The following is a 26313-nucleotide window of genomic DNA, read 5'->3' as shown; positions in this document are numbered from 1 at the left end:
GACACTATCCCCCGAAGGTGACAGGTTCCTTACCGGTCATTCAAATAAGAATTATTTTCATTTAACTGTATCTTATCTATACCTTGTGCTATATAACATAGCAAAGGCTATATTCGATGAATAATTAACCACTTTATTATGAGGGATACTATGCCGCACCTGCCCCGTTTAACATCGCTCCTGTTCACTGGCGCACTTGCCGTTTTTGCGCTGTCGCCTGCGTATGCAAAAGAGAAATTCAAAGTCATTACCACCTTCACGGTGATCGCTGACATGGCGCGAAATGTCGCGGGCGATGCGGCAGACGTCAGCTCCATCACCAAGCCCGGCGCAGAAATTCATGAGTATCAACCCACGCCTGGCGACATTAAACGGGCGCAGGGCGCGCAGTTGATCCTCTCTAATGGCCTGAATCTGGAACTGTGGTTTGCCCGCTTTTACCAGCATTTGGACGGCGTACCGGAAGTCACGGTCTCAAACGGCGTGAAGCCAATGGGCATCAGCGAAGGTCCCTATAACGGGAAGCCTAATCCGCACGCGTGGATGTCGGCAGAAAACGCCTTGATCTATGTCGATAATATTCGCGCTGCACTGGTGAAATACGATCCGGACAACGCCGCGGTTTACCAGAAAAACGCCGAGACCTATAAAGCGGAAATCCGCAAGGCGCTGGCTCCGTTACAGGCCGAACTGGCGAAGATCCCCGCCGACAAACGCTGGTTGGTCACCAGCGAAGGGGCTTTCTCTTACCTTGCGCGCGATAACGGGCTGAAAGAGCTTTATCTCTGGCCAATCAACGCCGATCAGCAGGGCACGCCAAAGCAGGTGCGCAAGGTGATCGACGCCATCAAAGCGCACCACATCCCTACGGTATTCAGTGAAAGCACCGTCCCGGATAAACCTGCCCGCCAGGTGGCGCGGGAATCCGGCGCACACTATGGCGGTGTGCTGTATGTCGACTCCCTGAGCGCGGCAGACGGTCCGGTTCCGACCTATCTCGAGCTGCTGCGCGTCACCACTGAAACCATCGTCAAAGGGATTAACGACGGTCTGAGGAGCCAACCATGAGTCCATCTGCGATTACCGTGAATCAGCTGACGGTGACGTATCGCAACGGTCACACCGCGCTGCGGGATGCCACGTTTCAGGTGCCGGGCGGCTCCATCGCCGCGCTGGTCGGGGTGAACGGCTCGGGAAAATCGACGCTGTTTAAGGCGCTAATGGGCTTTGTCCGGCTGGCTGCAGGGAATATCGCCATTCTGCAACAGCCGGTGAGCAAGGCGCTGAAGCACAATCTGATCGCTTATGTGCCGCAGTCCGAAGAAGTGGACTGGTCTTTTCCGGTGCTGGTGGAAGATGTGGTGATGATGGGACGCTACGGTCACATGGGCTGGCTGCGGCGAGCGAGCGCGGAAGATCATGCGCGCGTCGACGCGGCGCTGGCACGGGTAGATATGCTGGCGTACCGCCACCGCCAGATTGGTGAACTGTCCGGCGGGCAAAAAAAACGCGTATTTCTTGCCAGAGCGATCGCCCAGGAGGGTCAGGTGATCCTGCTGGATGAACCTTTCACCGGTGTGGACGTTAAAACCGAAGCCCGCATTATTGCGCTGTTGCGTGAACTGCGCGACGAGGGGCGCACCATGCTGGTGTCGACGCATAATCTCGGCTCGGTAACCGAGTTTTGCGATTACACCGTGATGATCAAAGGCACGGTGCTGGCTAGCGGCCCTACCGATACCACCTTTACCGCCGAAAACCTGGAACTGGCGTTCAGCGGCGTTTTGCGACACGTCACGCTCAGCGGCGGCGAAGAACATATCATTACTGATGATGAACGCCCGTTTATCGCCCGCCGTACGGTTGAGGGAGGCCAATGATGAACTGGCTGACCGAGCCGTTTGGCTATCAGTATATGCTCAATGCAATGTGGGTCTCGGCGATGGTCGGCGGCCTGTGCGCATTTCTCTCCTGCTATTTGATGCTCAAGGGTTGGTCGCTGATTGGCGATGCGCTGTCGCATTCGATCGTGCCCGGCGTCGCCGGGGCGTATATGCTGGGTCTTCCCTTCTCTGTCGGCGCGTTTCTTTCCGGCGGCCTGGCGGCGGGCAGTATGTTGTTTCTTAATCAGCGCTCCCGGTTAAAAGAGGACGCCATTATCGGTCTGATTTTTTCCTCATTTTTTGGCATCGGACTGTTTATGGTGTCGCTAAACCCGATGTCGGTGAATATTCAGACGATAATCCTCGGTAACGTGCTGGCTATCGCGCCGGAAGACATTCTGCAGTTAGCAATTATCGGCGTGGTTTCTTTGCTCATCCTGTTGTTAAAGTGGAAAGACCTGATGGTCACCTTCTTTGATGAAAACCACGCCCGTTCGATTGGCCTGAACCCGGGTCGTCTGAAGCTGCTGTTTTTTACCCTGCTGTCGGTGTCGACCGTTGCCGCCCTGCAAACCGTTGGAGCCTTTCTGGTGATCTGCCTTGTGGTCACGCCCGGCGCAACGGCCTGGCTGTTAACCGACCGCTTTCCGCGTTTACTGACTCTCGCTGTCGCCATTGGCAGCCTGACCAGCTTCTTCGGCGCCGGGCTCAGCTACTGGCTGGACGGCGCCACCGGAGGAATTATCGTGGTCCTGCAAACATTACTGTTTTTGCTGGCGTTTATTTTTGCGCCGAAGCACGGACTGCTCGCTAACCGACGTCGCGCACGTCTTAAGGAGCCGTCATGTTCTTAAGCACACTGCTTGAGCCTTTTCAGTTCGACTTTATGCTGAACGCCCTTGCCGTTTCCGTCATTGTCGCTATTCCCTGCGCGCTGCTGTCGGTCTTTCTGGTGCTGAAAGGCTGGGCGCTCATGGGTGATGCCATGAGTCACGCGGTGTTTCCGGGTATTGTGCTGGCGTATATCGTCGGTATTCCGCTGGCTATCGGCGCGTTTATCGCCGGGCTGTTTTGCGCTGTCGCCACGGGCTTTCTCGACGATAACAGCCGCATCAAACGCGATACCATCATGGGGATCGTATTCTCTGGTATGTTTGGCGCAGGGCTGGTGCTGTACGTGTCAATTCAGTCTGAAGTGCATCTGGACCATATTCTGTTCGGCGACATGCTTGGGGTATCGCTGGTCGATATTCTGCAAACCGCGCTTATTGCCCTGGGGATCGCGCTGATTATCGGCGTAAAATGGAAAGATTTGCTGCTGCACGCTTTCGATCCCCATCAGGCGAAAGCCTGTGGGCTGAACACCACGCTGCTGCATTACGGTCTGCTGTGCATGATCGCCCTGACCATTGTCGCGACGTTAAAATCGGTCGGCATTATTTTGTCGATTTCTTTGCTGATCGCCCCTGGCGCGATTGCCATTCTGCTCACCCGCCGTTTTGGCCACGCGCTGTTGCTGGCGGTGTTGCTGTCGACGATCAGCGCGTTTCTCGGGGTCTATTTATCCTTTTTCTTAGACAGCGCCCCTGCGCCAACGATTGTTGTGCTGTTTACGGTGATTTTTATCGTCGCGTTTATTTATTCATCCCTTCGCGATCGGCGATCTGAAATGCGGAGCCGCCAGCCCGTCTGATTTCGTGGCATAAAGAGGAACGCGACGTAGCGCTCCTCTTTTACGCTGACAAAATCGTTGAATGACATCGTTCGTGACCAAATTCACAATTGAATGCACAAAGATTAGACAAAAAGAGAAAATAACATAATGTATATTCGTGACTAATGGAGAACGTACATTATGAACATCCTGACCACATCTTATAAAATGTCCAAATGGTTTAATATTGACACCGTTATTGTCAATCACCGTCCTTAACGCCACATACGCCTCCACCGCAATATCATTGCAGGCTATTTATTTAGCCAGTAACTGATATCCCATACTTGTTTTTATGATTTCTGTTTCACCGCAGCGGTTTTGACTCGCCCTGATAAATTGGCGAAGGTCAGTCGTTTCGGCGTTCTACGGTTAATCATAAAGACGAATTCGTATTGCGTCAGAAAAGTGGTTTTCATATTTCATGAATAACCCCGGGAATCGCGCGCCCAAAATAAAGATTAAAGGATGACATCATGAATAACTTTAAACATCTGCCAGAACCTTTTCGTATTCGCGTTATTGAACCGGTAAAACGCACCACCCGGGAGCATCGTGACAATGCGATTATTAACGCCGGGATGAACCCCTTCCTGTTGGATAGCGAAGATGTCTTTATTGATCTGCTGACTGACAGCGGCACCGGCGCCGTCACGCAAAATATGCAGGCGGCAATGATGCGCGGCGATGAAGCTTACAGCGGCAGCCGAAGCTATTATGCGTTATGCAAAGCGGTGAACGATATTTTTGGTTATCAGTACACCATTCCAACGCACCAGGGGCGCGGCGCTGAACAAATCTACATTCCGGTGCTGATCAAAAAACGCGAGCAGGAAAAAGGCCTCGATCGCAGCAAAATGGTGGCTTTCTCCAACTATTTCTTCGACACCACCCAGGGTCATAGCCAGATTAATGGCTGTACCGTTCGCAACGTCTACATTAAGGAAGCGTTTGATACTGCCGTTCGCAATGACTTTAAGGGTGATTTTGATCTGCAGAGTCTGGAGCATGAAATTGAAACCGTCGGCCCGAATAATGTCCCTTATATCGTGGCGACCATTACCTGTAACTCGGCGGGTGGCCAGCCGGTTTCGCTCGCGAACCTGAAAGCGATGTACGCTATCGCGAAGAAGTACGATATTCCGGTGGTAATGGACTCGGCGCGCTTTGCGGAAAACGCCTGGTTTATTCAGCAACGAGAGCCGGGTTATCAGGACTGGACCATTGAAGAGATCACCCGCGAGACCTATAAGTATGCGGATATGCTCGCCATGTCAGCGAAGAAGGATGCCATGGTGCCAATGGGCGGGCTGCTGTGCATTAAAGACGACAGTTTCCTCGATGTGTATACCGAATGCAGGACGATTTGCGTGGTGCAGGAAGGCTTCCCGACATACGGTGGGCTGGAAGGCGGCGCAATGGAGCGTCTGGCCGCGGGCCTCTACGATGGGATGAACCAGGACTGGCTATCCTACCGCATCGCGCAGGTTCAGTACCTGGTAGACGGCCTGGAAGCCATCGGCGTGACCTGTCAGCAAGCGGGCGGGCATGCGGCATTCGTCGACGCCGGTAAGCTGCTGCCGCATATTCCTGCTGAGCAGTTCCCGGCCCAGGCATTGGCCTGCGAACTGTATAAAGTCGCGGGCATTCGCGCCGTCGAGATTGGGTCATTCCTGCTTGGCCGCGATCCGAAAACCGGCAAGCAGCTACCGTGTCCGGCCGAGCTGCTGCGCTTAACCATCCCCCGCGCGACGTACACCCAAACGCATATGGACTTTATTATTGAAGCCTTCGGACACGTCAAAGAGAATGCCCATAATATTAAAGGGTTAACCTTCACCTACGAGCCAAAAGTCTTACGTCACTTTACCGCGCGACTCGCGGAAGTGTAATTAACCCTGACGCCAGCGGCGTTATCGCCTTGATAACGCCGCTGGCGAATTCAAGCCTGGCATTACTGATATTCCTGACGACAACACCGACTTAGCCGTTATCATTAAGGGAACGCCATGGACGAAGACGCAAATAAAAAACACTCCTCATTCTGGGGAATTATGGTGATTGCCGGCACCGTTATTGGTGGCGGGATGTTTGCTTTACCGGTTGACCTTGCTGGCGCGTGGTTTTTCTGGGGGGCGTTTATTTTAATTATCTCCTGGTTTTCCATGTTGCATTCCGGGTTATTGTTATTAGAAGCCAACCTTAATTACCCCGTAGGATCCAGCTTTAACACGATTACGAAAGATTTAATAGGCGCGAAGTGGAACATCATCAGCGGCATCACCGTCGCTTTTGTGTTATATATTTTGACCTATGCCTATATTTCGGCGAACGGGGCAATCATTAGCGAAACCATTGCGATTAACACCGGCACACATGTGAACCCGAGGATCGTGGGCATAGGTAGCGCAATCTTCGTCGCCAGCATTTTGTGGATCAGTTCTCTCGCCGCCAGTCGCATCACCTCTTTTTTTCTCGGCATTAAGATCATTGCCTTTATCGTGGTGTTCGGCTCATTCTTCTTTCAGGTTGACTATTCCATTCTCAGGGACATCGCCGAGCCACAGGCCAATCGCACCTATCTGCCCTATATTTTGATGGCGGTTCCGGTCTGCCTGGCTTCGTTCGGTTTTCACGGCAATATTCCCAGCCTGATTATCTGTTACGGCAAGAGAAAGGATAAGCTGATCAAAAGCATCGTCTTTGGTTCACTGCTGGCGCTGGTGATTTATCTGTTCTGGCTGTACTGCACGATGGGCAATATTCATCGCAGCAACTTCAAGGAGATCATCGCCTCAGGCGGCAATGTTGATTCGCTGGTAAAGTCATTTTTAGGCACTAACCAACATGGCATTATCGAGTTTTTTCTGCTGATCTTTTCTAACCTCGCGGTAGCCAGTTCATTCTTTGGCGTCACGCTGGGGCTGTTCGACTACCTGGCGGATCTGTTCAAAATCGACAATTCCCCCCTCGGGCGATTCAAAACCCTGCTGTTTACCTTTTTACCTCCGGCTGCGTTGTACCTGCTGTTCCCAAACGGTTTTATCTACGCGATTGGCGGAGCCGGGCTGTGTGCCACCATCTGGGCGGTTATCGTGCCGGCATTCCTTGCGCTGAAATCGCGTGAACGCTTTCCGGATAAAATGTTCACCGTATGGGGCGGCAGAGCGATCCCCATGGTGGTGATATTGTTCGGCATTACGGTCATTCTTTGCTGGTTCGGCAGCACCTTTAACCTCCTGCCACGGTTTGGCTAATCCGAAATGGAATGAGGATCGAGAAGTCTCGATCCTCGCTTTCCCTGAGTTGCTTATCTCCGTTATCATAAGCCCCTTATGTGATAACAACGAAAACGAAAAGCATCGCAATCCGTTTAAATTCAGGGAACTGGACACAACTTCATGAGTACAATCCATAATCTCGACGCCCATACCCCCATGATGCAGCAGTATCTCAAGCTGAAAGCCCAGCATCCTGAGATCCTGCTTTTTTACCGCATGGGTGACTTTTACGAACTGTTTTATGACGATGCGAAACGTGCGTCGCAGTTGCTCGATATATCGCTGACCAAACGCGGCGCGTCGGCGGGCGAACCGATTCCAATGGCGGGCATCCCCCATCATGCCGTCGAAAACTATCTCGCGAAGCTGGTCAATCAGGGCGAATCAGTCGCTATTTGCGAACAGATTGGCGACCCGGCCACCAGCAAAGGTCCGGTTGAACGTAAGGTGGTTCGCATTGTCACACCAGGCACCATCAGCGATGAAGCGCTGTTGCAGGAGCGCCAGGACAACCTGCTGGCCGCCATCTGGCAGGACAGCAAAGGCTACGGCTACGCGACGCTGGATATCAGCTCCGGGCGCTTTCGTCTGAGCGAACCCGCCGACCGCGAAACGATGGCTGCCGAGCTGCAACGCACCAACCCGGCAGAATTACTGTACGCGGAAGATTTCGCCGAGATGGCGCTGATTGAGGGGCGCCGTGGGTTGCGTCGTCGCCCACTATGGGAATTCGAAATTGATACCGCTCGCCAACAGCTTAATTTGCAGTTTGGCACCCGGGATCTGATCGGTTTCGGCGTCGAAAACGCGCCGCGTGGGCTTTGCGCCGCAGGATGCCTTTTGCAGTATGTGAAAGATACCCAACGCACCTCTCTGCCGCATATCCGTTCCATCACCATGGAGCGCCAGCAGGACAGCATCATTATGGATGCCGCTACGCGTCGTAATCTGGAAATCACCCAGAATCTGGCGGGCGGCGTGGACAATACGCTGGCCTCGGTGCTCGACTGCACCGTGACCCCGATGGGCAGCCGTATGCTCAAACGCTGGCTGCATATGCCGGTGCGCGACACCAACATCCTCACCGAACGTCAGCAAACTATCGGCGCATTACAGGATGCCACTGGCGACCTGCAACCGGTGCTGCGTCAGGTCGGTGATCTGGAGCGTATCCTCGCGCGTCTGGCCCTGCGAACCGCCCGTCCTCGCGATCTCGCCCGTATGCGTCACGCCTTCCAGCAGCTTCCGGAACTGCGCGCGCAACTGGAGTCGGTAAACAGCGCCCCCGTGCAGAAGCTGCGCGAAAAGATGGGCGAATTTGCTGAACTGCGCGATCTGCTGGAGCGCGCCATCATCGACGCGCCGCCGGTGCTGGTCCGTGACGGCGGCGTTATCGCACCGGGCTACAACGAAGAGCTGGACGAATGGCGCGCGCTGGCTGACGGCGCGACCGACTATCTCGACCGGCTGGAGATCCGCGAGCGCGAACGTACCGGACTGGACACCCTCAAAGTCGGTTTTAACGCCGTACACGGTTACTACATTCAGATTAGCCGCGGGCAGAGCCACCTGGCGCCAATCAACTACGTCCGCCGTCAGACGCTGAAAAACGCCGAGCGCTACATTATACCGGAGTTGAAAGAGTACGAAGATAAAGTGCTCACCTCTATGGGCAAAGCGCTGGCGCTGGAAAAACAGCTTTATGACGAACTGTTCGACCTGCTGCTGCCACATCTGGCAGATCTGCAGCAAAGCGCTAATGCGCTGGCGGAACTCGACGTGCTGGTGAACCTGGCAGAGCGCGCTTACACACTCAACTATACCTGCCCTGTCTTCACCGATAAGCCGGGCATTCGCATTACCGAAGGCCGTCATCCGGTGGTTGAGCAGGTGCTCAATGAGCCGTTTATCGCCAACCCGCTGGATCTCACGCCGCAGCGGCGGATGTTGATTATCACCGGGCCGAACATGGGGGGTAAAAGCACCTATATGCGTCAGACCGCGCTGATCGCGCTGCTGGCATACATTGGCAGCTATGTGCCCGCCCAGAAAGTGGAGATTGGTCCGATTGATCGCATCTTCACCCGCGTCGGCGCGGCAGACGATCTGGCTTCCGGGCGTTCCACCTTCATGGTGGAGATGACTGAAACCGCCAACATTTTGCATAACGCCACCGAGAACAGCCTGGTGCTGATGGATGAAATCGGACGCGGCACCTCCACTTACGACGGCCTGTCGCTGGCATGGGCCTGTGCGGAAAACCTGGCGAATAAGATCAAGGCGCTGACGCTGTTTGCGACACACTACTTCGAGCTGACCCAATTACCGGAAAAAATGGAAGGGGTAGCCAATGTCCATCTGGATGCGCTGGAACATGGCGATACCATCGCCTTTATGCACAGCGTGCAGGACGGCGCGGCCAGCAAAAGCTATGGTCTGGCGGTGGCGGCGCTGGCGGGCGTGCCGAAAGAGGTGATTAAGCGCGCGCGCCAGAAGTTGCGCGAGCTGGAAAGCATTTCGCCGAACGCTGCCGCTACGCAGTTCGATGGCACGCAGATGTCGCTGCTGTCGATGCCAGAGGACACCTCTCCTGCCGTGGAAGCGCTGGAAAATCTCGATCCGGATTCGCTGACGCCGCGCCAGGCGCTGGAGTGGATTTATCGGCTCAAAAGCCTGGTGTAACCGTTATCGCCCGGTGGCGTTGCGCTTATCGGGCCTACGGCGTTAAGAATTCGTAGGCCCGATAAAGCGTCGCTGCTATCCGGTTCTGTATTAACGTTTATCTTCCGCCAGCAACGGCGGGATAGCTGGCACCATCGGCGCGTCGTCGATATCCTTCTGCGTCATGCGAAACGCCTCGGGATAATGCTCGCGGCGGGTACGGCGTAGCGGTTCGGTATCGCGCCAGGTATACAGGCAATGCTGACACTGGTAAACCGTCCAGACCCCCTTCACCGGCGAGGTCGCCATCACTTCAATCTGCTCATCGGCACAACGTGGACAAATCATCTGCTCCTCCTTATTTACGGTTAGCCAGCATGGCGGTCAGTTTCTCCGCCCAGGCTTTGGTTTCCGGGAGATCGCAGACCGGCTGGCTGTAATGTCCACGGTTGTCCGGCGCAACCGGCGTGGTGGCGTCAATAATCAGCTTGTCGGTGATCCCCGCCGGACTTGAACCGGGATCCAGCTCCAGCACCGACATATTCGGCAACTGCACCAAATCTCCCGCTGGATTGACCTTCGACGACAGCGCCCACATCACCTGCGGCAGATTGAACGGATCGACATCTTCGTCAACCATAATCACCATCTTCACGTAGCCGAGACCGTGCGGCGTGGTCATCGCGCGCAGGCCCACGGCGCGGGCAAAACCGCCGTAGCGCTTTTTGGTCGAAATAATCGCCAGCAGGCCGTGGGTGTACATCGCGTTTACCGCCTGAACCTCCGGGAATTCCGCTTTCAGTTGCTGATACAGCGGTACGCAGGTCGCCGGTCCCATCAGATAGTCGATTTCAGTCCATGGCATCCCGAGATAAAGCGACTCAAAAATCGGTTTGCTGCGGTAAGAGACTTTATCAATACGCACCACCGTCATATTGCGTCCGCCGGAGTAGTGGCCGGTAAACTCCCCGAACGGCCCTTCGATCTCGCGCTTACGGCTTTCGATGACGCCCTCGAGGATCACTTCGGAGCCCCAGGGTACGTCAAAGCCGGTCAGCGGGGCGGTGGCGATGGGATACGGGCTTTCGCGCAGCGCGCCGGCCATTTCATACTCCGACTGATCGTACTTCAGCGGTGTGGCGCCCATCAGAGTGATGATCGGATCATTACCGAGGGTAATCGCAATCGGCAGATCCTCACCGCGCTCTTCCGCTTTATGCAGATGCAGCGCGATGTCATGCATCGGCACCGGTTGCAGACCAAGTTTGCGCTTGCCTTTGACTTCCATGCGGTAAATCCCGACGTTTTGCTTGCCGAAGTTGTCCGGGTCAAGCGGATCGCGGGAGACCACGCAGGCTTTATCGAGGTAAAAACCGCCGTCACCGTCGTTCAGTCGAAACAGCGGCAGGATGTCGAAAAGGTTGATCGCATCGCCGTCGACGGTGTTTTCCGCCCATGCAGGATTCGCCCGGCGTTCCGGCGCAACGGGAAAGTGATCCCAGCGACGAATAAACTCATCTATTTGCTTTTTTACCGGCGTATTCGGTGACAACCCCAGTGAGATCGCGTGGTTTTGCCACGAACCGATGGTGTTCATCGCCACGCGCGCGTCGGTGAAGCCACGAATGTTATCAAACCACAGCGCGGGCGCGCCGTCGCCAATACGTCCGGTGGCGTTAGCGGCTGCCGCCAGATCCGGCTCGGCGCTCACTTCTTCACCGATCTTCAGCAGTTGCCCCTGCTCGTCCAGCGCCTGTAAAAAGCTGCGTAAATCATCAAATGCCATTATTCATTCTCCTGAGAAAAATTCCGCTCCTGCTGCAACCCCTGCCAGCGGCGGGCGTGGGGATGCTCAAGCGCGAACTGGTCGAGTACGCGCGCCACGATATGCTGAGTGATGTCATCTACGGTTTGTGGATGGTTGTAGAACGCGGGCATGGGCGGCACCATCGCCACGCCCATGCGGGATAAGGCAAGCATGTTCTCCAGATGCAGGGTGCTAAGCGGCATTTCGCGCGGCACCAGCACCAGTTTGCGCCCCTCTTTCAGCACCACGTCGGCAGCGCGCCCCACCAGGCCTTCGGCATAGCCTGCGCGAATACCGGCCAACGTTTTCATACTGCACGGAATGACGATCATGCCGTCGGTACGAAAGGATCCCGAGGAGATCGTGGCCGCCTGATCCGCCGGGCTATGACAGTAATCAGCCAGTGCCGCAACGTCCCGCGCCCGCCAGGGCGTTTCCAGCTCAATGGTGGTTTTGGCCCACTTTGACATCACCAGATGCGTTTCCACCTCCGGCATCTGCCGCAACACCTGAAGCAGCGCCACGCCAAGCGGCGCGCCTGTTGCGCCGGTCATCCCAACAATCAGTCTCATTCATCGCCTCAATATTGTTCGTATACGAACGTTTGCATTAAAATACGCCAGCGATGAAGTAACAACAAGATCCTGAAAATTGCACCGCACGGATCGCTTAAAACGGCTGCATTAAAAAACCGGCAAGAAACCGCTATGATAGAAGCCGATACGCAAACCGGAGTTCCCATGGCGTTACGAAACACAGCGTTTCACCTGTTACGGCAACTTTTTCAGCAGCATACCGCACGCTGGCAGCATGAATTACCGGAGCTGACCAAACCTCAGTACGCCGTCATGCGCGCTATTGCCGAGCGCCCTGGCATTGAGCAGGTCGACCTTACCGAGGCTGCGGTAAGTACGAAAGCTACGCTGGCGGAGATGCTAAGCCGAATGGAAAAACGCGGGCTGGTGAGGCGAGAAAACGATCCGCTGGATAAACGTCGACGCTTTGTGTTTCTCACTGCGCAAGGCGAAGCGTTGCTGACAACGACGATGCCGCTGGGCAACCGCGTGGATGAGGAGTTTCTGGGGCGGCTAAGCGAAGAAGAGCGCGAACAGTTCACGCGCCTGGTGCGTAAAATGATGGAATGATTTTCCTGGCGCAGCTCACGCCTTATCCGGCCTGAAGCCCGTTCCCCTGGACTTGCCGGACAATCCCCAAAAAAAAGACCAGCCTCACAGAGACTGGTCTTTCTTGATGGAACTTTGCTTACTCGCGGAACAGCGCTTCGATATTCAGTCCCTGAGTCTGCAAAATTTCCCGCAGACGACGCAGACCTTCAACCTGAATCTGACGGACACGTTCACGCGTGAGACCAATTTCGCGGCCCACATCTTCCAGTGTCGCAGCTTCATAACCCAGCAGACCGAAACGACGTGCCAGCACTTCACGCTGTTTGGCGTTCAGTTCGAACAGCCATTTGACGATACTCTGCTTCATATCGTCATCCTGCGTGGTGTCTTCCGGACCGTTGTCTTTTTCATCGGCCAGGATATCCAGCAACGCTTTTTCAGAGTCGCCACCCAACGGGGTGTCCACCGAGGTAATGCGCTCGTTAAGACGAAGCATGCGGCTAACGTCATCAACCGGTTTATCCAGTTGCTCTGCGATTTCCTCCGCGCTCGGTTCGTGGTCCAGCTTATGGGACAACTCACGGGCGGTACGCAGGTAAACGTTCAGCTCTTTTACAATGTGAATAGGCAGTCGAATGGTACGGGTTTGGTTCATAATCGCCCGTTCAATCGTCTGGCGAATCCACCAGGTTGCGTATGTTGAGAAGCGGAACCCGCGTTCCGGGTCAAACTTCTCGACGGCACGGATAAGCCCCAGATTGCCCTCTTCGATCAGGTCCAGCAACGCCAGACCACGATTGCCGTATCGGCGGGCAATTTTCACCACCAGACGCAGGTTACTTTCAATCATCCGACGGCGTGAGGCAACATCTCCGCGCAGTGCGCGACGCGCGAAATACACTTCTTCTTCGGCTGTTAGCAGTGGCGAATATCCGATTTCACCAAGGTAAAGCTGAGTCGCGTCCAACACACGCTGTGTGGCCCCCTGCGATAACAGCTCCTCTTCAGCCAACTCGTTATCACTGGGTTCCTCTTCAACTAAGGCTTTTTCGTCAAAAACCTCAACTCCGTTCTCATCAAATTCCGCGTCTTCATTTAAATCATGAACTTTCAGCGTATTCTGACTCATAAGGTGGCTCCTACCCGTGATCCCTTGACGGAACTAGCAAGTGTCAGCCAGGTTCCGTCGATTTATCGCTGCGGTAAATAACGCAGCGGGTTTACGGATTTCCCCTTGTAACGAATTTCAAAATGCAAGCGTGTAGAACTGGTTCCGGTGCTACCCATGGTCGCTATTTTTTGCCCCGCCTTCACTTCCTGTTGTTCCCGGACCAGCATTGTATCGTTATGGGCGTAGGCACTCAGGTAATCATCGTTATGTTTGATGATAATAAGATTACCGTAACCGCGCAGCGCGTTACCGGCATACACGACGCGGCCATCTGCGGTCGCGACAATTGCCTGTCCTTTGCTGCCTGCAATGTCGATCCCTTTATTGCCCCCTTCGGTAGCGCCAAAGTTTTCGATCACTTTGCCTTCCGTCGGCCAGCGCCATGTTGAAATTGGCGAACTGGTAGACGTACTGCTTGCAGTCGATTCGGTTGTGCTAACCGCCGGAGCCGTTACAGGCGCTGTGACAACTGTCCCAGCAGGCTTGTTGTTAGGCAACATTTTGTTAGCACTTTGTTCACCTGAATTCTCAGAATACGTAATTGTCGGTTTCGACGCAACAGCGACGGCGGAATTTTGTGCAGGGTTGGTCACAACTCCTTGCGCGGCCGCATCGGCCTGGGTGATCGCATTTCCGCCCGTGATTGGCGCACCGGACGCGTTGCCGACCTGGAGGGTCTGCCCGACATTCAGGCCATACGGGGCCGGAATGTTATTCCGTTGCGCAAGATCGCGGAAGTCGTTGCCGGTGATCCACGCGATATAAAATAGCGTATCGCCCTTTTTAACGGTGTAGGTACTGCCGCCGGTATAGCTACCTTTCGGAATGTTCCCATATTGACGATTGTACACAATACGACCGTTTTCCATCTGAACGGGTTGCTCCGCAACGGGCTGGATTTGCGTCGGTTGACTCACCGGACGCTGGACCGGCTGAATTTGCGGCGTTTGCTGCTGTGCGGTATTCGCGCTCCCCATTGTCGGCGGGGGCGTAATCAGCATCCCAGAATTCGTGTTCGCAGGGGCGCTGCCATTAACGGAACTGACTGGCGCTGGCGGATTAGAGGAATTTGAACAGCCTGCCAGCCATAACGAAACCAGTGACAATGCCGCGATGCGGCTGACGGTGAATTTTGGGCTTCCCGCGCTCATTTATCCCCCAGGAAAAAATTGGTTAACAACCAGTGACATAATAACCATGAAAGCACTGGAAAACGTCTTCACAATACGCTGACCTGTTGCAAAATAACCAGGAAAACTCCAGGTATTCAGGCCGTTTTCTATGCCAGTTCGCCCTTGACCAGGGGAACAAAACGCACGGCTTCCACGGTGTCGATAATAAATTCGCCGCCCCGACGACGCACCCGTTTCAGAAACTGATGCTCATCGCCCACGGGCAAAACGAGAATGCCGCCCTCGTCCAGCTGCGTCATTAACGCAGTCGGGATCTCCGGCGGTGCTGCCGTCACAATGATAGCGTCAAACGGCGCACGTGCTTGCCAACCTTGCCATCCATCGCCGTGACGAGTTGAAACATTGTGTAAATCAAGCTGTTTCAGGCGACGGCGCGCCTGCCATTGCAGCCCTTTGATGCGTTCGACCGAGCAGACATGGTGCACCAGATGCGCCAGTATCGCCGTCTGATACCCGGAACCCGTGCCGATCTCCAGCACCCGCGACTGCGGCGTCAGTTCCAGCAATTCGGTCATACGCGCGACCATATAGGGCTGCGAGATCGTCTGCCCCTGTCCTATCGGTAGCGCGATGTTATCCCAGGCTTTATGTTCAAACGCTTCATCGATGAATTTTTCGCGCGGCACGGCGGCTAGCGCCTCAAGCACATGCTCATCGCGGATCCCCTGCCCACGAAGTTGATCAAGAAGCGTCTGTACGCGTCTGCTTACCATTGCGTGTCAACTCCCACGCTGTCTAACCAGTCAGAAACCACATCATGCGCGCTGTGCGCGGTTAAATCCACATGCAGCGGCGTAATGGAGACATAACCGTCCTCCACCGCGGCAAAATCGGTGTCAGGCCCGGCGTCATGCTTGTCGCCCGGCGGGCCAATCCAGTACAGCGTATTGCCACGCGGATCTTCCTGCGGGATCACTTTATCCGCCGGATGGCGGCTGCCGCAGCGGGTTACGCGGATCCCTTTGATCTGGTCCAACGGCAGGTCCGGGACGTTGATGTTCAGGATCCGTCCTGTACGCAGCGGCTCACGGCTTAACGCGCGCAGGATACGGCAGGTGATGGCGGCGGCGGTCTCGTAATGCTGATAGCCGTCCAGCGAAACGGCCAGCGCCGGAAAACCAAGATGCCGTCCTTCCATCGCCGCGGCGACGGTCCCCGAGTAAATCACATCATCGCCGAGATTCGGCCCGGCGTTAATCCCGGACACCACGATGTCCGGACGCGGACGCATCAGCGCATTTACGCCCAGATAAACGCAGTCAGTGGGCGTACCCATTTGGACCGCAATGTCGCCGTTATCAAAGGTGAAGGTGCGAAGCGAAGATTCCAGCGTTAATGAGTTCGACGCGCCGCTGCGGTTACGATCCGGGGCGACGACCTGTACGTCGGCAAACTCCCGCAGCGCTTTCGCCAGCGTTTGTATACCGGGTGCGTGGACCCCGTCATCGTTACTCAGCAATATGCGCATAATCACCCATTGTGTTAATCAGTTCCCTCACTACGCTGGTGGCGAAGCTCCCCGCAGGTAACCAGAAACGCAGTTCGACGGTGACGTCGTCCCACCAGTTCCAGCGCATCTGTTGCGGATAAAGCAGCATCGCCCGGCGCGCCGCGTCTACTTTTTCACGCACCAGTAATGACTGTAACTGCGTTTCTTCCGCGATAGCGGCCTGTTCAAACGCCAGCGCATCACGCTGGGTTCCCCATTCACCGCGACCGGGAAGCGAAGCCGTAATCATCAGCGTTTTAGCGTCGACGCGAGCCTGTAATTCCGCCCGCTCTTCCAACGTCGCCACGAACCAGCTTCCGCGTCCCGCTAATTGTAGCGCATCGCCGTCAACAACTTGATTAAAGTCTGGTTTTTTCAAACGCTCGCTGACAATTTGATTAAACAACGCACTACGGGCCGCCGACAACCAAAAACTGCGTTTATTGCGATCGCGCACCGGCGCATCGCTTTGCGCCCAGCGCAGCGCGCCCTGTATGTTACTGCCGCCAATGCCGAAGCGCTGCGCGCCAAAATAGTTGGGCACCCCCGCCTCATTAATCGCCTTCAGACGGGATTCCAACTCATCACGCTGACTGATGTCGCGCAGCACCAGCGTAAACGCGTTCCCCTTCAGGGCGCCTAAACGCAGCTTACGCTTGTGGCGCGCATACTCCAGCACCTTGCAACCTTCCAACTGGAAGGCGCTCAGGTCCGGCATCGCTTTGCCCGGCACACGCGCGCACAGCCACTGTTCGGTGACGGCATGCTTATCTTTTTGCCCGGCAAAGCTGACTTCCCGGGCGTGAATTTTCAGAAATTTCGCCAGCGCGTCCGCGACAAAACGGGTATTGCAGCCGTTTTTGAGGATCCGCACCAGGACATGCTCACCTTCACCGTCGGGCTCAAAACCTAAATCTTCCACAACCACAAAATCTTCCGGGTTGGCTTTCAACAGCCCGGTGCTCTGCGGTTTGCCGTGGAGCCAGGTGAGATCGTCAAACGCTGTCATTTCACCGCCTTTATCAGTAACGCGACCGCCTCGCAGGCGATCCCTTCCCCCCGTCCGGTAAAGCCGAGTTTTTCCGTGGTGGTGGCTTTCACGTTAACGTCATCCATGTGGCAGCCGAGATCCTCCGCGATAAACACGCGCATCTGCGGAATGTGCGGCAGCATTTTTGGCGCCTGGGCAATAATCGTCACATCAACGTTTCCGAGGGTATAGCCTTTGGCCCGAATGCGACGCCAAGCTTCACGCAGCAATTCACGGCTGTCCGCGCCTTTAAATGCCGGATCGGTATCCGGAAACAGCTTGCCGATATCCCCCAGCGCGGCTGCGCCGAGCAGCGCATCGGTCAGCGCGTGGAGCGCGACGTCGCCGTCAGAATGCGCTAACAGGCCCTTCTCATACGGGATGCGCACGCCGCCAATGATAACCGGGCCTTCGCCGCCAAAGGCATGTACGTCGAAACCGTGTCCAATTCGCATTACGCTATCTCCTCATGGTTTTTTCGGGTCAGATAAAATTCAGCCAGCGCTAAATCTTCCGGACGCGTTACTTTGATATTATCAGCCCGCCCTTCAACAAGCTGTGGATGGAAGCCGCAGTACTCCAGCGCCGAGGCTTCGTCGGTAATGGTCGCGCCTTCGTTCAGCGCGCGGGTCAGACAATCATGCAGCAGTTCACGCGGGAAAAATTGCGGCGTCAGCGCATGCCATAGATCGGTGCGTTCGACGGTATGGGCGATGGCCGCAACGCCCGGTTCGGCGCGCTTCATCGTGTCGCGCACCGGGGCGGCAAGGATCCCGCCGGTGCGGCTGGTTTCGCGGATCGCCAGCAGGCGGGCGAGATCATCCTGATGCAGACAGGGGCGCGCCGCATCGTGCACCAGCACCCATTCTGCGTCGCCTGCGGCGCGAAGCCCGGCCAAAACGGAATCGGCACGCTCATTGCCGCCGTCCACCACGGTGATGTGCGGATGTTGCGCCAGCGGAAGTTGTGCAAAGCGGCTGTCGCCTGGGCTGATGGCAATGATCACGCGGGTGACCTGAGGGTGCGCCAGCAGCGCATGGACCGAGTGTTCGAGAATGGTTTTATTGCCGATCGAGAGGTACTGCTTAGGACATTCAGTTTGCATACGGCGGCCAAAGCCGGCCGCCGGCACCACGGCGCAAACATCCAAATAAGTGGCTGCCATGTTAAATCCCTGGATGGTTTATCGAGTATTTTGCCCCGCAGTTTGCGCGCGTTTAGACGCGTCGGGCACCAGGCGATAAAACGTTTCGCCCGGTTTCGTCATGCTGAGTTCGTTGCGTGCGCGTTCTTCGATAGCTTCCTGACCGCCATTGAGATCGTCAATTTCGGCGAAAAGCTGATCGTTACGCGCTTTAAGTTTGGCGTTCGTCGCCTGCTGCGCCGCCACGTCATCGTTGACGCGACTGTAGTCATGTATACCGTTCTTACCGAACCACAGCGAATACTGCAGCCAGACCAGTAAAGCCAGCAACAGCAGCGTTAGTTTACCCATCCTGCCCCCTGAAAAACGGCACTATCATCCCATACTTCCACAAACGACTCTATGCTGTGGGCGGGAATGCCGCGACAACGCGGGCAAATGTACCACATTTGCCCTGCATAACGTATACCCGGCACCCCGGGAACATCATCTCATTGTTGGTTACGGTTTGAATTATGGACAGCGGTCGCGCTTTAGCCCAGCAGCCACAAAAACAGCGCGCCGAACATCGCGCACACCGTCAGCAGCGTGGCGACAATGCTGTAGCGCAATTTTCCGTTGAAGAGGGAATGTTGGGCGATACCCACGACAACCGCGACGGGCATTAGCGCCAGAAAGAATGGCCAGGTATAGATGAAGAAAAACAAGGTGTTAGGGCCATACACCAAAAAAGGGATCCCCAGCGCCAGCAGCCATGACGCGAATCCCACCACGGCGCCGGGTAGCGACCAGGTGGTTTCGTCATCGGCAGAAAACGTTTCGGACGCCGGGAGGGTGATGTTCTGGCTATTACGCATATCGAATCCTGTAACCTTGACTGACCGGGCAAACAGGTCAGGTGTCTCAGGATCTGATAATATCGTCCTGTCTCAGCAGGTCTAACAATTGACTCACCAAATTTGTTACTAATTGTTCACCATTCAGATGAATCTCTGGCGATTCAGGGGCTTCGTAAACCGCATCAATACCGGTAAAGTTGCGCAACTCACCGGCGCGCGCCTTCTTATATAACCCCTTTGGATCGCGCGCTTCACAGATTTCCAGCGGCGTATCGACAAACACCTCAATAAAACGCCCTTCGCCTACCCGCTCACGCACCATCCGCCGCTCCGCCCGGTGCGGCGAGATAAACGCTGTCAGCACCACCAGCCCGGCATCCACCATCAGATTCGCTACCTCGCCGACCCGACGAATGTTCTCTTTGCGGTCGGCATCGCTAAAGCCCAGGTCGCTGCACAGGCCGTGGCGCACGTTATCGCCATCAAGCAAATATGTGCTGACGCCGAGCGCGTGCAGCGCTTCTTCCAGCGCGCCGGCCACCGTCGATTTTCCCGACCCAGAAAGCCCGGTAAACCACAGCACAACCCCACGATGACCATGGCGTTGCTCACGCTGGTGCGGCGTAACGGAATGCGCATGCCAGACGACATTTTCGTCATGCTGCGCCATTATTTGCCCTCCAGCAGATCGCGCGCGCCCCAGTGGGGGAAGTGACGGCGCACCAGCGCATTCAGTTCCAGCTCAAAGTCGCTATAACCAGTTGGGGCTGTCGCTGCCTGCGCAATGGGCTCACGCACCATGCCCGCCCCGACGGTAACGTTGCTGAGACGGTCGATAAAGATCAGTCCGCCGGTCACCGGATTCTGCGAATAGGTGTCCAGCACCAGCGGTTCGTCAAAGGTCAGATTAACCAGGCCAATGCCGTTCAGCGGCAGGTTTTCCACCTCACGCTGGGTCAGGTTGTTGATATCCACCTGATACTGCACGCCGTCAATGCGCGCGCGGGTCTTTTTGCCGGCAATTTTGACTTCGTAGCTCTGACCCGCCACCAATGGCTGTTCTGCCATCCACACCACATCTACAGCGGCGCGTTGTACGGCAGGTAACGTGTCGCCCGCATCCAGCAGCAAATCGCCGCGGCTAATATCGATTTCATCTTTTAAAACGAGGGTGATCGCCTCACCGGCAAACGCCTGCTCCAAATCGCCGTCAAAGGTGACGATGCGGGCCACACTGGACTCCACGCCGGACGGCAGCACCCGAACGCGTTGACCCACGTGGACGTTCCCGGAGGCCAGAGTGCCGGAGTAACCGCGAAAATCAAGGTTCGGACGGTTAACGTACTGCACCGGGAAGCGCATTGGCTGGTTGTCCACCACCCGCTGGATCTCAACGGTTTCCAGCACTTCCAGCAGTGTCGGGCCGCTGTACCACGGCATGCTCTCGCTTCGGGAAGCCACGTTGTCGCCTTCCAGCGCAGACAGCGGCACAAAGCGGATATCCAGATCCCCCGGCAACTGCCCGGCAAAGTTCAGGTAATCTTCCCGAATGCGCGCAAAAGTCTCTTCGCTGAAACCGACCAGATCCATTTTGTTGATCGCCACGACCAGGTGCTTGATCCCCAGCAGCGTGGAAATAAAGCTATGGCGGCGGGTTTGATCCAGCACGCCTTTTCGCGCATCGATCAGCAGGATCGCCAGATCGCAGGTGGACGCGCCGGTCGCCATGTTACGGGTATATTGCTCGTGCCCAGGCGTATCGGCGATGATAAATTTGCGCTTCTCGGTGGAGAAATAGCGGTACGCGACGTCAATGGTGATCCCCTGCTCGCGTTCAGCCTGTAGGCCATCCACCAACAGCGCCAGATCCAGTTTCTCGCCCTGCGTCCCGTGACGCTTGCTGTCATTATGCAGCGATGAGAGCTGATCTTCGTAAATCTGGCGAGTGTCATGCAGCAAACGACCAATCAGGGTACTTTTGCCATCATCCACGCTGCCGCAGGTTAAGAAACGCAGCAGGCTTTTATGCTGTTGGGCGACCATCCAGGCTTCGACGCCGCCTTCATTGGCGATTTGTTGTGCAAGTGTGGTGTTCATGGCGGCTCCTTAGAAATACCCCTGACGTTTCTTCAGCTCCATAGAGCCTGCCTGGTCGCGGTCGATGACCCGCCCCTGACGTTCGCTGGTGGTCGAAACCAGCATCTCTTCAATAATTTCCGGTAACGTCCGGGCGTTCGATTCAACCGCGCCGGTCAGCGGCCAGCAGCCGAGGGTGCGGAAGCGCACCATCCGTTTTTTGATCATTTCCCCCGGTTGCAGGTCAATGCGATCGTCGTCGATCATCATCAGCATGCCGTCGCGCTCCAGCACCGGACGCTCAGCCGCCAGATACAGCGGGACAATCTCGATGTTTTCCAGCCAGATGTACTGCCAGATATCCTGTTCCGTCCAATTAGAAAGCGGGAAGACGCGGATGCTCTCGCCTTTGTTAATCTGTCCGTTATAGTTGTGCCACAGTTCCGGGCGTTGGTTTTTGGGATCCCAGCGATGAAAACGGTCGCGGAAAGAGTAAATGCGCTCTTTAGCGCGAGACTTTTCTTCGTCACGACGCGCGCCGCCGAACGCAGCGTCAAACCCGTACTTGTTCAATGCCTGCTTCAAGCCTTCGGTTTTCATGATGTCGGTATGTTTGGCGCTGCCGTGGACAAACGGGTTAATGCCCATCGCTACCCCTTCCGGGTTTTTATGTACCAGCAACTCGCAACCGTAAGCTTTCGCGGTACGGTCGCGGAATTCGTACATTTCGCGGAACTTCCAACCGGTGTCGACGTGCAGCAGCGGAAACGGCAGCGTTCCCGGGTAAAACGCCTTACGCGCCAAATGCAGCATGACGCTGGAGTCTTTACCAATAGAATAGAGCATTACCGGGTTGGAGAATTCTGCCGCCACCTCGCGAATAATATGGATGCTTTCCGCTTCCAGCTGTCGCAGGTGGGTGAGTCGTTTTTGGTCCATAGCCGTTCCTTTACAATACCGCTACTGTCGAGCGCGTCAGATAACCCGACTATAGGGAGCGCAGCAGAACGAATGAAATTACGAATTGGAATGAGTAGTTCCTCAAAGGAATAACGATCTGGGAAAGCACATATCAAAAAGTGCTTAAGCCAGCGGTTTTTCGGGCATTTCAGAGCAAATGAAATTGTGTTAGTCGGGCCGCGGTTTCATACTAGGCGGGTTAAAATTTTTGCTTTGTATTCAGGGCGTCTCCCTGGCAGGCTATTTAAGGACTCACTATGTTTTCCGCAACGCGCCGTTTTGTCGCCATCCTGGCCCTCGGCGTCTGCTTTATGGCTCCCGCACAGGCGTCAGCATCGTCACCTGGCGATTTTGCGACATTACAAACCCGGCATATTGCGACCGTCTTTCCCGGTCGAATGACGGGTTCCCCGGCTGAAATGCTTTCCGCTGACTATTTACGTCAGCAGTTTGCGCAAATGGGGTATCGCAGCGATATTCGTACCTTTAACAGCCGTTATATTTATACCGCGAAAGATAACCGCAAGAACTGGCATAACGTGACCGGTAGCACCGTGATTGCCGCCCATGAAGGCAAAGCGCCGCAGCAAATTATTATCATGGCGCACCTGGATACCTACGCCCCGCAAAGCGACGCCGACATCGACGCGAATCTGGGCGGGTTGACCCTACAGGGCGTGGACGATAACGCCGCGGGTCTGGGCGTGATGCTCGAGCTGGCCGAACGTCTGAAAGATGTCCCCACCGAATACGGCATTCGTTTTATCGCCACCAGCGGCGAGGAAGAAGGCAAACTCGGCGCGGAAAATCTTCTCAAGCGTATGAGCGCAGCGGAGAAGAAAAACACCCTGCTGGTGATTAATCTCGATAACCTGATTACTGGCGATAAGCTGTACTTTAATAGCGGACAGCGCACTCCGGAAGCCGTGCGCAAATTAACCCGCGACCGGGCGCTCGCCATTGCCCGCCGTCACGGCATTGCCGCGGCCACCAATCCGGGGATGAATAAGGATTACCCGAAAGGCACCGGCTGTTGTAACGATGCGGAAGTGTTCGACAGAGCCGGAATTGCGGTGCTTTCCGTTGAGGCCACGAACTGGAACCTCGGTAAAAAAGACGGGTATCAGCAGCGCGCGAAAACAGCGTCCTTCCCGGCAGGCAACAGCTGGCACGACGTTCGCCTGGATAACCAGCAGCATATCGATAAAGCGCTTCCCGGACGCATTGAGCGCCGCAACCGGGACGTGATGCGTATCATGCTGCCGCTGGTGAAAGAGCTGGCGAAAGCGTCTTAAGTTTCCCATATCGCCTGGCCCTGACGCACGCAGGGCCAGTTGCCAGTCTCCATGACCACAGATCGCCTTCACGCAATTCTCTGGCGCCACACTATTTTTTCATGAAATAAAACTGTTATTAAGTAGCAGGAATACGGAATTATTATTTGAAAATTTCTACCGAAATAGTCAGCACTGTAAAATGAGAGAAGAGAAAATCCAATAATCACCTTGAAGAATCGTTATAAAACAAGCAATTTAACGCAAAGTAAATCGATGACGAGTAATGTGATGTGAAGGGTACATTTTGCCTACGGGAATAGCAAACCGCAAAAAGCCGGATAACGTCAACGATTTATCCGGCCCGGAAGTAATTGCGGTACGCGGTATAACCAGGGCGTTATTTGAGACCCATGGACTGTTTCATTTGAACCAGCGCCGCCGCACCTTGCTTACAGCCAGCATCCTGGTTTTCCGCCGGTAATTCCGCAAGTTGTTTTTTAGCCTGTTCCAACTGCGGTTTCATGGCCTCCATTTGTTGTTTAGCTTGTTCGCTGGATTTTGACGCTTCAACAATTAATGTATCAACATCGTTAAAATATTGCTGACAGGTTTCGGTGATTGCTGCAAAAGAAGTGCCGGACACCAGCGTCAGTGCCGTAGCAAAAATGATTTTTTTCATCTGTTTTTCCCTCAGTGTTAAAATGACGTTACTGCCTCCGGCAATAACGTCATCAAGAGTAATGCAAACGAGAGGGTAAAACAGCTTCAGACATTATTTTCAGATTATTCATTTTAGTTTTCGACAAACAGATCACAGTTCGACGCCTGACGACATTTTTAACCCTGCACCTCAGATGAGAAGAGGCTGATAAGAAAGACTGGCATTTATAAAATAATCAATTCTTTCAACTTTTTACCCATCTTCCGCTCTAAGGAGTACTTTAGGTTAAAAACACTTTTGTTGCTTATTCTGACTATTTCCGCCACTTCCTGGGTGCTGTAACCGGAAAGGAGTAAATGCAGGATCTTTACTTCAAGACCCGTCGCCCTCGTTATCTTTTGGCTCAGGTTCATTGAAACCATACGTCCGGACTTGCGCAATGCTAACGGCTTGTAGGTTCGTACAGTCAATACATCAACGATACACGTTTCCTTATGTTTCCAGTAACCGGCAAGAGGCTCCATCGTTTGATCGCTAAGCAAAATTATCTTCATCGGCACTTTTTTCAAATGATTCAGCCATGCATCGTCAGCAAATAGAGAAAGATAATAATGGGAAAAATCAACAAAAATCATCCCACCCGAATGAATATTGTAATAATTATCCTTCAGCAAGAGAGTTATTCCTTTTTCCAGTAGGAAATTCCCTATAGGCCAGATAATATATTGACTCTCCATGCAATTGAGCATGCGCACGTTAAAAGTATCGGTCATATTACATTGCCAGGCACAGCTTTGGCATTTAATGGGGTAATCTTTATGGTAGTTCACAATGCGTCCATTATGGAGAAATAACATTCCTTATCTAAATATTATTGTTTTATTTGTTGCTATTCTAGATATATTTCACTTCTCTATTATTATGGAAAAGATGGATTATTCTTATGCTTCGCAGAAAAGTATCTCGAGGCTATGCGATACTGATATTGCTTTTTATCCTGTTTACCAAGATTCTTTCCAGACAATTTTAGGATTATTGCTGGCGATGGCGCGGGTTTATGTAAAGGTAAATAGCACAAAATGTTAAATGTGTTTCACAAAATGCTTCGAAAATGAAAGCAGCTCTCGCTCTGTGTGGGGAAAAACACCTGGCATCACAAAGTATCATTGCTTTTTCGTTTCCACTTTTTTAACTTTTAGGCGATCGGGTGCTTAACTGGAAACGGGCTTTTCTTAAATTTCCGCTATTTTCTGTATGTCAACGTAAATATATTTCGATAAAGAAATATGTTTACTGTTTGTTCATGCTCGCTTCATTATGGTTCTCTTCGATAATAAATTAATTGTGAAGGTACATTTTGAAAATAAAAGAAATACCCGATATCACTCACTGTGTAGGTTGTGGGTTACATTGTCCAACCAGCGATCAAAAAACCATTTGGGCTGTACTTTGTGAAAATAAAAAAATAATCATATGGCCTGAGGACAACTATTTTTTCTCGGCATCACTGCATCATTTAGTCTTCAGAAAATACGCGTGCAAATTACCAAGGGGCGTTATCTTTGTTGATTTTTGCATTGAGAATCTGCCATTGTTCATCGACATTGCCTGGCTGGAAAAACTTAAAAATTTTGAGATGAGCATTGTACTGGTCACCGACCGGTCAATGAAGTCAATGGCCAGGTACTGGTTCAACAGAAGAAAAGAGATTATTGCTATACTGGTGGCAGGCAACGAACGCGCCTCCTTTATGAAGGACGCAGAAGATATCTTACGCGGAAAAAAGGTCAAACCTAAAGGTATTGTTGAAATAACAGAAAATGAAATGCAAGTTTTAAGGATGTTTGGAAGTGGGCACTCAACGTCTTTCATCGCACAAAAAATCAACTGTTCTGTTAAGAGTGTTTATAATTACCAATACTCGCTGTGTAAGAAACTGGGTAATTTAAAACGCTTAGAGCAGTTACGTCTGAAACATCGGGTCAGCTGGTAAACAAACC

28 protein-coding genes are annotated in these 26313 nt (G+C 54.0%); 11 read left to right on the top strand and 17 right to left on the bottom strand.

Annotated features, from left to right (window positions below; genetic code table 11):
• The first annotated feature begins 150 nt into the window (after nucleotides 1-150).
• The 7 genes from sitA (at nucleotide 151) to mutS (ending at nucleotide 9560) form a co-directional block, all read left to right on the top strand.
• On the top strand, nucleotides 151-1068 hold the full coding sequence (gene sitA / locus HVX72_RS04575) for an iron/manganese ABC transporter substrate-binding protein SitA (protein ID WP_181822630.1): 918 nt from the start codon (nucleotides 151-153) through the stop codon (nucleotides 1066-1068).
• Nucleotides 1065-1880 carry an iron/manganese ABC transporter ATP-binding protein SitB gene (gene sitB, locus HVX72_RS04570; RefSeq protein WP_181822629.1) on the top strand — a complete coding sequence of 272 codons (816 nt, stop codon included), beginning with the start codon at nucleotides 1065-1067 and terminating at the stop codon, nucleotides 1878-1880. The genes sitA and sitB overlap by 4 nt, the downstream gene beginning before the upstream one ends.
• Nucleotides 1880-2737, top strand: a complete 858-nt coding sequence (gene sitC, locus HVX72_RS04565) for an iron/manganese ABC transporter permease subunit SitC (RefSeq protein WP_181826348.1) — start codon at nucleotides 1880-1882, stop codon at nucleotides 2735-2737. Before sitB ends, sitC begins: the two co-directional genes overlap by 1 nt.
• Complete coding sequence (gene sitD / locus HVX72_RS04560; RefSeq protein ID WP_042288667.1) at nucleotides 2728-3576, top strand: iron/manganese ABC transporter permease subunit SitD; 849 nt, start codon at nucleotides 2728-2730, stop codon at nucleotides 3574-3576. The genes sitC and sitD overlap by 10 nt, the downstream gene beginning before the upstream one ends.
• A gap of 497 nt (nucleotides 3577-4073) precedes the next feature.
• Nucleotides 4074-5489 (top strand): tryptophanase, encoded by a 1416-nt coding sequence (gene tnaA / locus HVX72_RS04550; protein WP_042288670.1) that lies wholly within the window; start codon nucleotides 4074-4076, stop codon nucleotides 5487-5489.
• Nucleotides 5490-5606: 117 nt separating this feature from the next.
• A complete protein-coding gene (gene tnaB / locus HVX72_RS04545; RefSeq protein WP_060569402.1) occupies nucleotides 5607-6854 on the top strand; it encodes a low affinity tryptophan permease TnaB in 1248 nt (415 codons plus the stop codon).
• Nucleotides 6855-6998: 144 nt separating this feature from the next.
• Nucleotides 6999-9560: a DNA mismatch repair protein MutS gene (mutS, locus tag HVX72_RS04540; RefSeq protein WP_181822628.1), complete on the top strand. Its 2562-nt coding sequence runs from the start codon at nucleotides 6999-7001 to the stop codon at nucleotides 9558-9560.
• A gap of 90 nt (nucleotides 9561-9650) precedes the next feature.
• Here the strand turns inward: mutS and HVX72_RS04535 are convergent, their stop codons facing one another.
• The 3 genes from HVX72_RS04535 to HVX72_RS04525 are packed head-to-tail and all read right to left on the bottom strand — an operon-like array spanning nucleotide 9651 to nucleotide 11918.
• Entirely contained in the window at nucleotides 9651-9887 is a 237-nt protein-coding gene (locus HVX72_RS04535) for a non-oxidative hydroxyarylic acid decarboxylases subunit D (protein WP_060569400.1), read from the bottom strand.
• A gap of 10 nt (nucleotides 9888-9897) precedes the next feature.
• Nucleotides 9898-11325, bottom strand: a complete 1428-nt coding sequence (locus HVX72_RS04530) for a non-oxidative hydroxyarylic acid decarboxylases subunit C (protein WP_181822627.1) — start codon at nucleotides 11323-11325, stop codon at nucleotides 9898-9900.
• Nucleotides 11325-11918 carry a non-oxidative hydroxyarylic acid decarboxylases subunit B gene (locus tag HVX72_RS04525; RefSeq protein ID WP_060569398.1) on the bottom strand — a complete coding sequence of 198 codons (594 nt, stop codon included), beginning with the start codon at nucleotides 11916-11918 and terminating at the stop codon, nucleotides 11325-11327. Before HVX72_RS04525 ends, HVX72_RS04530 begins: the two co-directional genes overlap by 1 nt.
• A 168-nt stretch (nucleotides 11919-12086) precedes the next feature.
• Between HVX72_RS04525 and HVX72_RS04520 the strand changes: the two genes are divergently transcribed.
• A complete protein-coding gene (locus tag HVX72_RS04520; RefSeq protein WP_060569397.1) occupies nucleotides 12087-12491 on the top strand; it encodes a MarR family winged helix-turn-helix transcriptional regulator in 405 nt (134 codons plus the stop codon).
• Nucleotides 12492-12609: 118 nt separating this feature from the next.
• Here HVX72_RS04520 and rpoS read toward each other — a convergent pair whose 3' ends face one another.
• Nucleotides 12610-13602, bottom strand: coding sequence for an RNA polymerase sigma factor RpoS (rpoS, locus tag HVX72_RS04515; RefSeq protein WP_042288692.1), 993 nt, complete (start codon nucleotides 13600-13602; stop codon nucleotides 12610-12612).
• Nucleotides 13603-13664: 62 nt separating this feature from the next.
• On the bottom strand, nucleotides 13665-14750 hold the full coding sequence (gene nlpD, locus HVX72_RS04510) for a murein hydrolase activator NlpD (RefSeq protein WP_233459309.1): 1086 nt from the start codon (nucleotides 14748-14750) through the stop codon (nucleotides 13665-13667).
• Here nlpD and HVX72_RS22140 point away from each other — a divergent pair.
• Nucleotides 14656-14877, top strand: a complete 222-nt coding sequence (locus tag HVX72_RS22140; protein ID WP_229264090.1) for a hypothetical protein — start codon at nucleotides 14656-14658, stop codon at nucleotides 14875-14877. The genes nlpD and HVX72_RS22140 overlap by 95 nt on opposite strands.
• A 46-nt stretch (nucleotides 14878-14923) precedes the next feature.
• Here HVX72_RS22140 and HVX72_RS04505 read toward each other — a convergent pair whose 3' ends face one another.
• From HVX72_RS04505 to cysD, 10 genes are all read right to left on the bottom strand, one after another.
• The gene (locus HVX72_RS04505) at nucleotides 14924-15550 is read right to left on the bottom strand and encodes a protein-L-isoaspartate(D-aspartate) O-methyltransferase (protein WP_042288697.1); all 627 of its coding nucleotides are present in this window, start codon (nucleotides 15548-15550) and stop codon (nucleotides 14924-14926) included.
• Complete coding sequence (gene surE / locus HVX72_RS04500) at nucleotides 15544-16305, bottom strand: 5'/3'-nucleotidase SurE (RefSeq protein WP_042288698.1); 762 nt, start codon at nucleotides 16303-16305, stop codon at nucleotides 15544-15546. Before surE ends, HVX72_RS04505 begins: the two co-directional genes overlap by 7 nt.
• A complete protein-coding gene (truD, locus tag HVX72_RS04495; RefSeq protein ID WP_181822626.1) occupies nucleotides 16286-17335 on the bottom strand; it encodes a tRNA pseudouridine(13) synthase TruD in 1050 nt (349 codons plus the stop codon). Before truD ends, surE begins: the two co-directional genes overlap by 20 nt.
• Complete coding sequence (ispF, locus tag HVX72_RS04490; protein WP_181822625.1) at nucleotides 17332-17811, bottom strand: 2-C-methyl-D-erythritol 2,4-cyclodiphosphate synthase; 480 nt, start codon at nucleotides 17809-17811, stop codon at nucleotides 17332-17334. Before ispF ends, truD begins: the two co-directional genes overlap by 4 nt.
• Complete coding sequence (gene ispD / locus HVX72_RS04485; RefSeq protein WP_060569393.1) at nucleotides 17811-18521, bottom strand: 2-C-methyl-D-erythritol 4-phosphate cytidylyltransferase; 711 nt, start codon at nucleotides 18519-18521, stop codon at nucleotides 17811-17813. Before ispD ends, ispF begins: the two co-directional genes overlap by 1 nt.
• 18 nt (nucleotides 18522-18539) lie before the next feature.
• A complete protein-coding gene (gene ftsB / locus HVX72_RS04480; protein ID WP_042288707.1) occupies nucleotides 18540-18851 on the bottom strand; it encodes a cell division protein FtsB in 312 nt (103 codons plus the stop codon).
• Nucleotides 18852-19033: 182 nt separating this feature from the next.
• Nucleotides 19034-19357, bottom strand: coding sequence for a DUF3561 family protein (locus tag HVX72_RS04475; RefSeq protein WP_042288710.1), 324 nt, complete (start codon nucleotides 19355-19357; stop codon nucleotides 19034-19036).
• Between the two features lie 46 nt (nucleotides 19358-19403).
• Nucleotides 19404-20009, bottom strand: a complete 606-nt coding sequence (gene cysC / locus HVX72_RS04470) for an adenylyl-sulfate kinase (protein ID WP_181822624.1) — start codon at nucleotides 20007-20009, stop codon at nucleotides 19404-19406.
• A complete protein-coding gene (cysN, locus tag HVX72_RS04465) occupies nucleotides 20009-21436 on the bottom strand; it encodes a sulfate adenylyltransferase subunit CysN (protein WP_181822623.1) in 1428 nt (475 codons plus the stop codon). Before cysN ends, cysC begins: the two co-directional genes overlap by 1 nt.
• 9 nt (nucleotides 21437-21445) lie before the next feature.
• Entirely contained in the window at nucleotides 21446-22354 is a 909-nt protein-coding gene (gene cysD / locus HVX72_RS04460; RefSeq protein ID WP_042288720.1) for a sulfate adenylyltransferase subunit CysD, read from the bottom strand.
• 278 nt (nucleotides 22355-22632) lie between these two features.
• Here cysD and HVX72_RS04455 point away from each other — a divergent pair, with 278 nt between their 5' ends.
• Nucleotides 22633-23670, top strand: coding sequence for an aminopeptidase (locus HVX72_RS04455; protein WP_181822622.1), 1038 nt, complete (start codon nucleotides 22633-22635; stop codon nucleotides 23668-23670).
• A 379-nt stretch (nucleotides 23671-24049) separates the two neighbouring features.
• Here the strand turns inward: HVX72_RS04455 and HVX72_RS04450 are convergent, their stop codons facing one another.
• Together HVX72_RS04450 and HVX72_RS04445 are read right to left on the bottom strand one after the other, a co-directional pair.
• The gene (locus HVX72_RS04450; RefSeq protein WP_181822621.1) at nucleotides 24050-24331 is read right to left on the bottom strand and encodes a DUF5339 domain-containing protein; all 282 of its coding nucleotides are present in this window, start codon (nucleotides 24329-24331) and stop codon (nucleotides 24050-24052) included.
• Between the two features lie 206 nt (nucleotides 24332-24537).
• Nucleotides 24538-25086, bottom strand: coding sequence for a LuxR C-terminal-related transcriptional regulator (locus HVX72_RS04445; RefSeq protein ID WP_181822620.1), 549 nt, complete (start codon nucleotides 25084-25086; stop codon nucleotides 24538-24540).
• 584 nt (nucleotides 25087-25670) lie between these two features.
• Between HVX72_RS04445 and HVX72_RS04440 the strand changes: the two genes are divergently transcribed.
• Nucleotides 25671-26306 (top strand): LuxR C-terminal-related transcriptional regulator, encoded by a 636-nt coding sequence (locus HVX72_RS04440; protein WP_181822619.1) that lies wholly within the window; start codon nucleotides 25671-25673, stop codon nucleotides 26304-26306.
• Nucleotides 26307-26313 lie beyond the last annotated feature (7 nt).

Source organism: Citrobacter sp. RHB21-C05 (genome assembly GCF_013889015.1).
In the GTDB taxonomy this organism is placed as follows: domain Bacteria; phylum Pseudomonadota; class Gammaproteobacteria; order Enterobacterales; family Enterobacteriaceae; genus Citrobacter_A; species Citrobacter_A sedlakii.
This window is presented reverse-complemented; position numbering and strand designations above follow the sequence as displayed.

What these genes read in the sequence shown, in the direction of transcription:
- sitA (WP_181822630.1), top strand. Translation starts at nt 151, where the DNA reads ATGCCGCACCTGCCCCGTTTAACATCGCTCCTGTTCACTGGCGCACTT.
- sitB (WP_181822629.1), top strand. Translation starts at nt 1,065, where the DNA reads ATGAGTCCATCTGCGATTACCGTGAATCAGCTGACGGTGACGTATCGC.
- sitC (WP_181826348.1), top strand. Translation starts at nt 1,880, where the DNA reads ATGAACTGGCTGACCGAGCCGTTTGGCTATCAGTATATGCTCAATGCA.
- sitD (WP_042288667.1), top strand. Translation starts at nt 2,728, where the DNA reads ATGTTCTTAAGCACACTGCTTGAGCCTTTTCAGTTCGACTTTATGCTG.
- tnaA (WP_042288670.1), top strand. Translation starts at nt 4,074, where the DNA reads ATGAATAACTTTAAACATCTGCCAGAACCTTTTCGTATTCGCGTTATT.
- tnaB (WP_060569402.1), top strand. Translation starts at nt 5,607, where the DNA reads ATGGACGAAGACGCAAATAAAAAACACTCCTCATTCTGGGGAATTATG.
- mutS (WP_181822628.1), top strand. Translation starts at nt 6,999, where the DNA reads ATGAGTACAATCCATAATCTCGACGCCCATACCCCCATGATGCAGCAG.
- HVX72_RS04535 (WP_060569400.1), bottom strand. Translation starts at nt 9,887, where the DNA reads ATGATTTGTCCACGTTGTGCCGATGAGCAGATTGAAGTGATGGCGACC.
- HVX72_RS04530 (WP_181822627.1), bottom strand. Translation starts at nt 11,325, where the DNA reads ATGGCATTTGATGATTTACGCAGCTTTTTACAGGCGCTGGACGAGCAG.
- HVX72_RS04525 (WP_060569398.1), bottom strand. Translation starts at nt 11,918, where the DNA reads ATGAGACTGATTGTTGGGATGACCGGCGCAACAGGCGCGCCGCTTGGC.
- HVX72_RS04520 (WP_060569397.1), top strand. Translation starts at nt 12,087, where the DNA reads ATGGCGTTACGAAACACAGCGTTTCACCTGTTACGGCAACTTTTTCAG.
- rpoS (WP_042288692.1), bottom strand. Translation starts at nt 13,602, where the DNA reads ATGAGTCAGAATACGCTGAAAGTTCATGATTTAAATGAAGACGCGGAA.
- HVX72_RS04505 (WP_042288697.1), bottom strand. Translation starts at nt 15,550, where the DNA reads ATGGTAAGCAGACGCGTACAGACGCTTCTTGATCAACTTCGTGGGCAG.
- surE (WP_042288698.1), bottom strand. Translation starts at nt 16,305, where the DNA reads ATGCGCATATTGCTGAGTAACGATGACGGGGTCCACGCACCCGGTATA.
- truD (WP_181822626.1), bottom strand. Translation starts at nt 17,335, where the DNA reads ATGACAGCGTTTGACGATCTCACCTGGCTCCACGGCAAACCGCAGAGC.
- ispF (WP_181822625.1), bottom strand. Translation starts at nt 17,811, where the DNA reads ATGCGAATTGGACACGGTTTCGACGTACATGCCTTTGGCGGCGAAGGC.
- ispD (WP_060569393.1), bottom strand. Translation starts at nt 18,521, where the DNA reads ATGGCAGCCACTTATTTGGATGTTTGCGCCGTGGTGCCGGCGGCCGGC.
- ftsB (WP_042288707.1), bottom strand. Translation starts at nt 18,851, where the DNA reads ATGGGTAAACTAACGCTGCTGTTGCTGGCTTTACTGGTCTGGCTGCAG.
- HVX72_RS04475 (WP_042288710.1), bottom strand. Translation starts at nt 19,357, where the DNA reads ATGCGTAATAGCCAGAACATCACCCTCCCGGCGTCCGAAACGTTTTCT.
- cysC (WP_181822624.1), bottom strand. Translation starts at nt 20,009, where the DNA reads ATGGCGCAGCATGACGAAAATGTCGTCTGGCATGCGCATTCCGTTACG.
- cysN (WP_181822623.1), bottom strand. Translation starts at nt 21,436, where the DNA reads ATGAACACCACACTTGCACAACAAATCGCCAATGAAGGCGGCGTCGAA.
- cysD (WP_042288720.1), bottom strand. Translation starts at nt 22,354, where the DNA reads ATGGACCAAAAACGACTCACCCACCTGCGACAGCTGGAAGCGGAAAGC.
- HVX72_RS04455 (WP_181822622.1), top strand. Translation starts at nt 22,633, where the DNA reads ATGTTTTCCGCAACGCGCCGTTTTGTCGCCATCCTGGCCCTCGGCGTC.
- HVX72_RS04450 (WP_181822621.1), bottom strand. Translation starts at nt 24,331, where the DNA reads ATGAAAAAAATCATTTTTGCTACGGCACTGACGCTGGTGTCCGGCACT.
- HVX72_RS04445 (WP_181822620.1), bottom strand. Translation starts at nt 25,086, where the DNA reads ATGACCGATACTTTTAACGTGCGCATGCTCAATTGCATGGAGAGTCAA.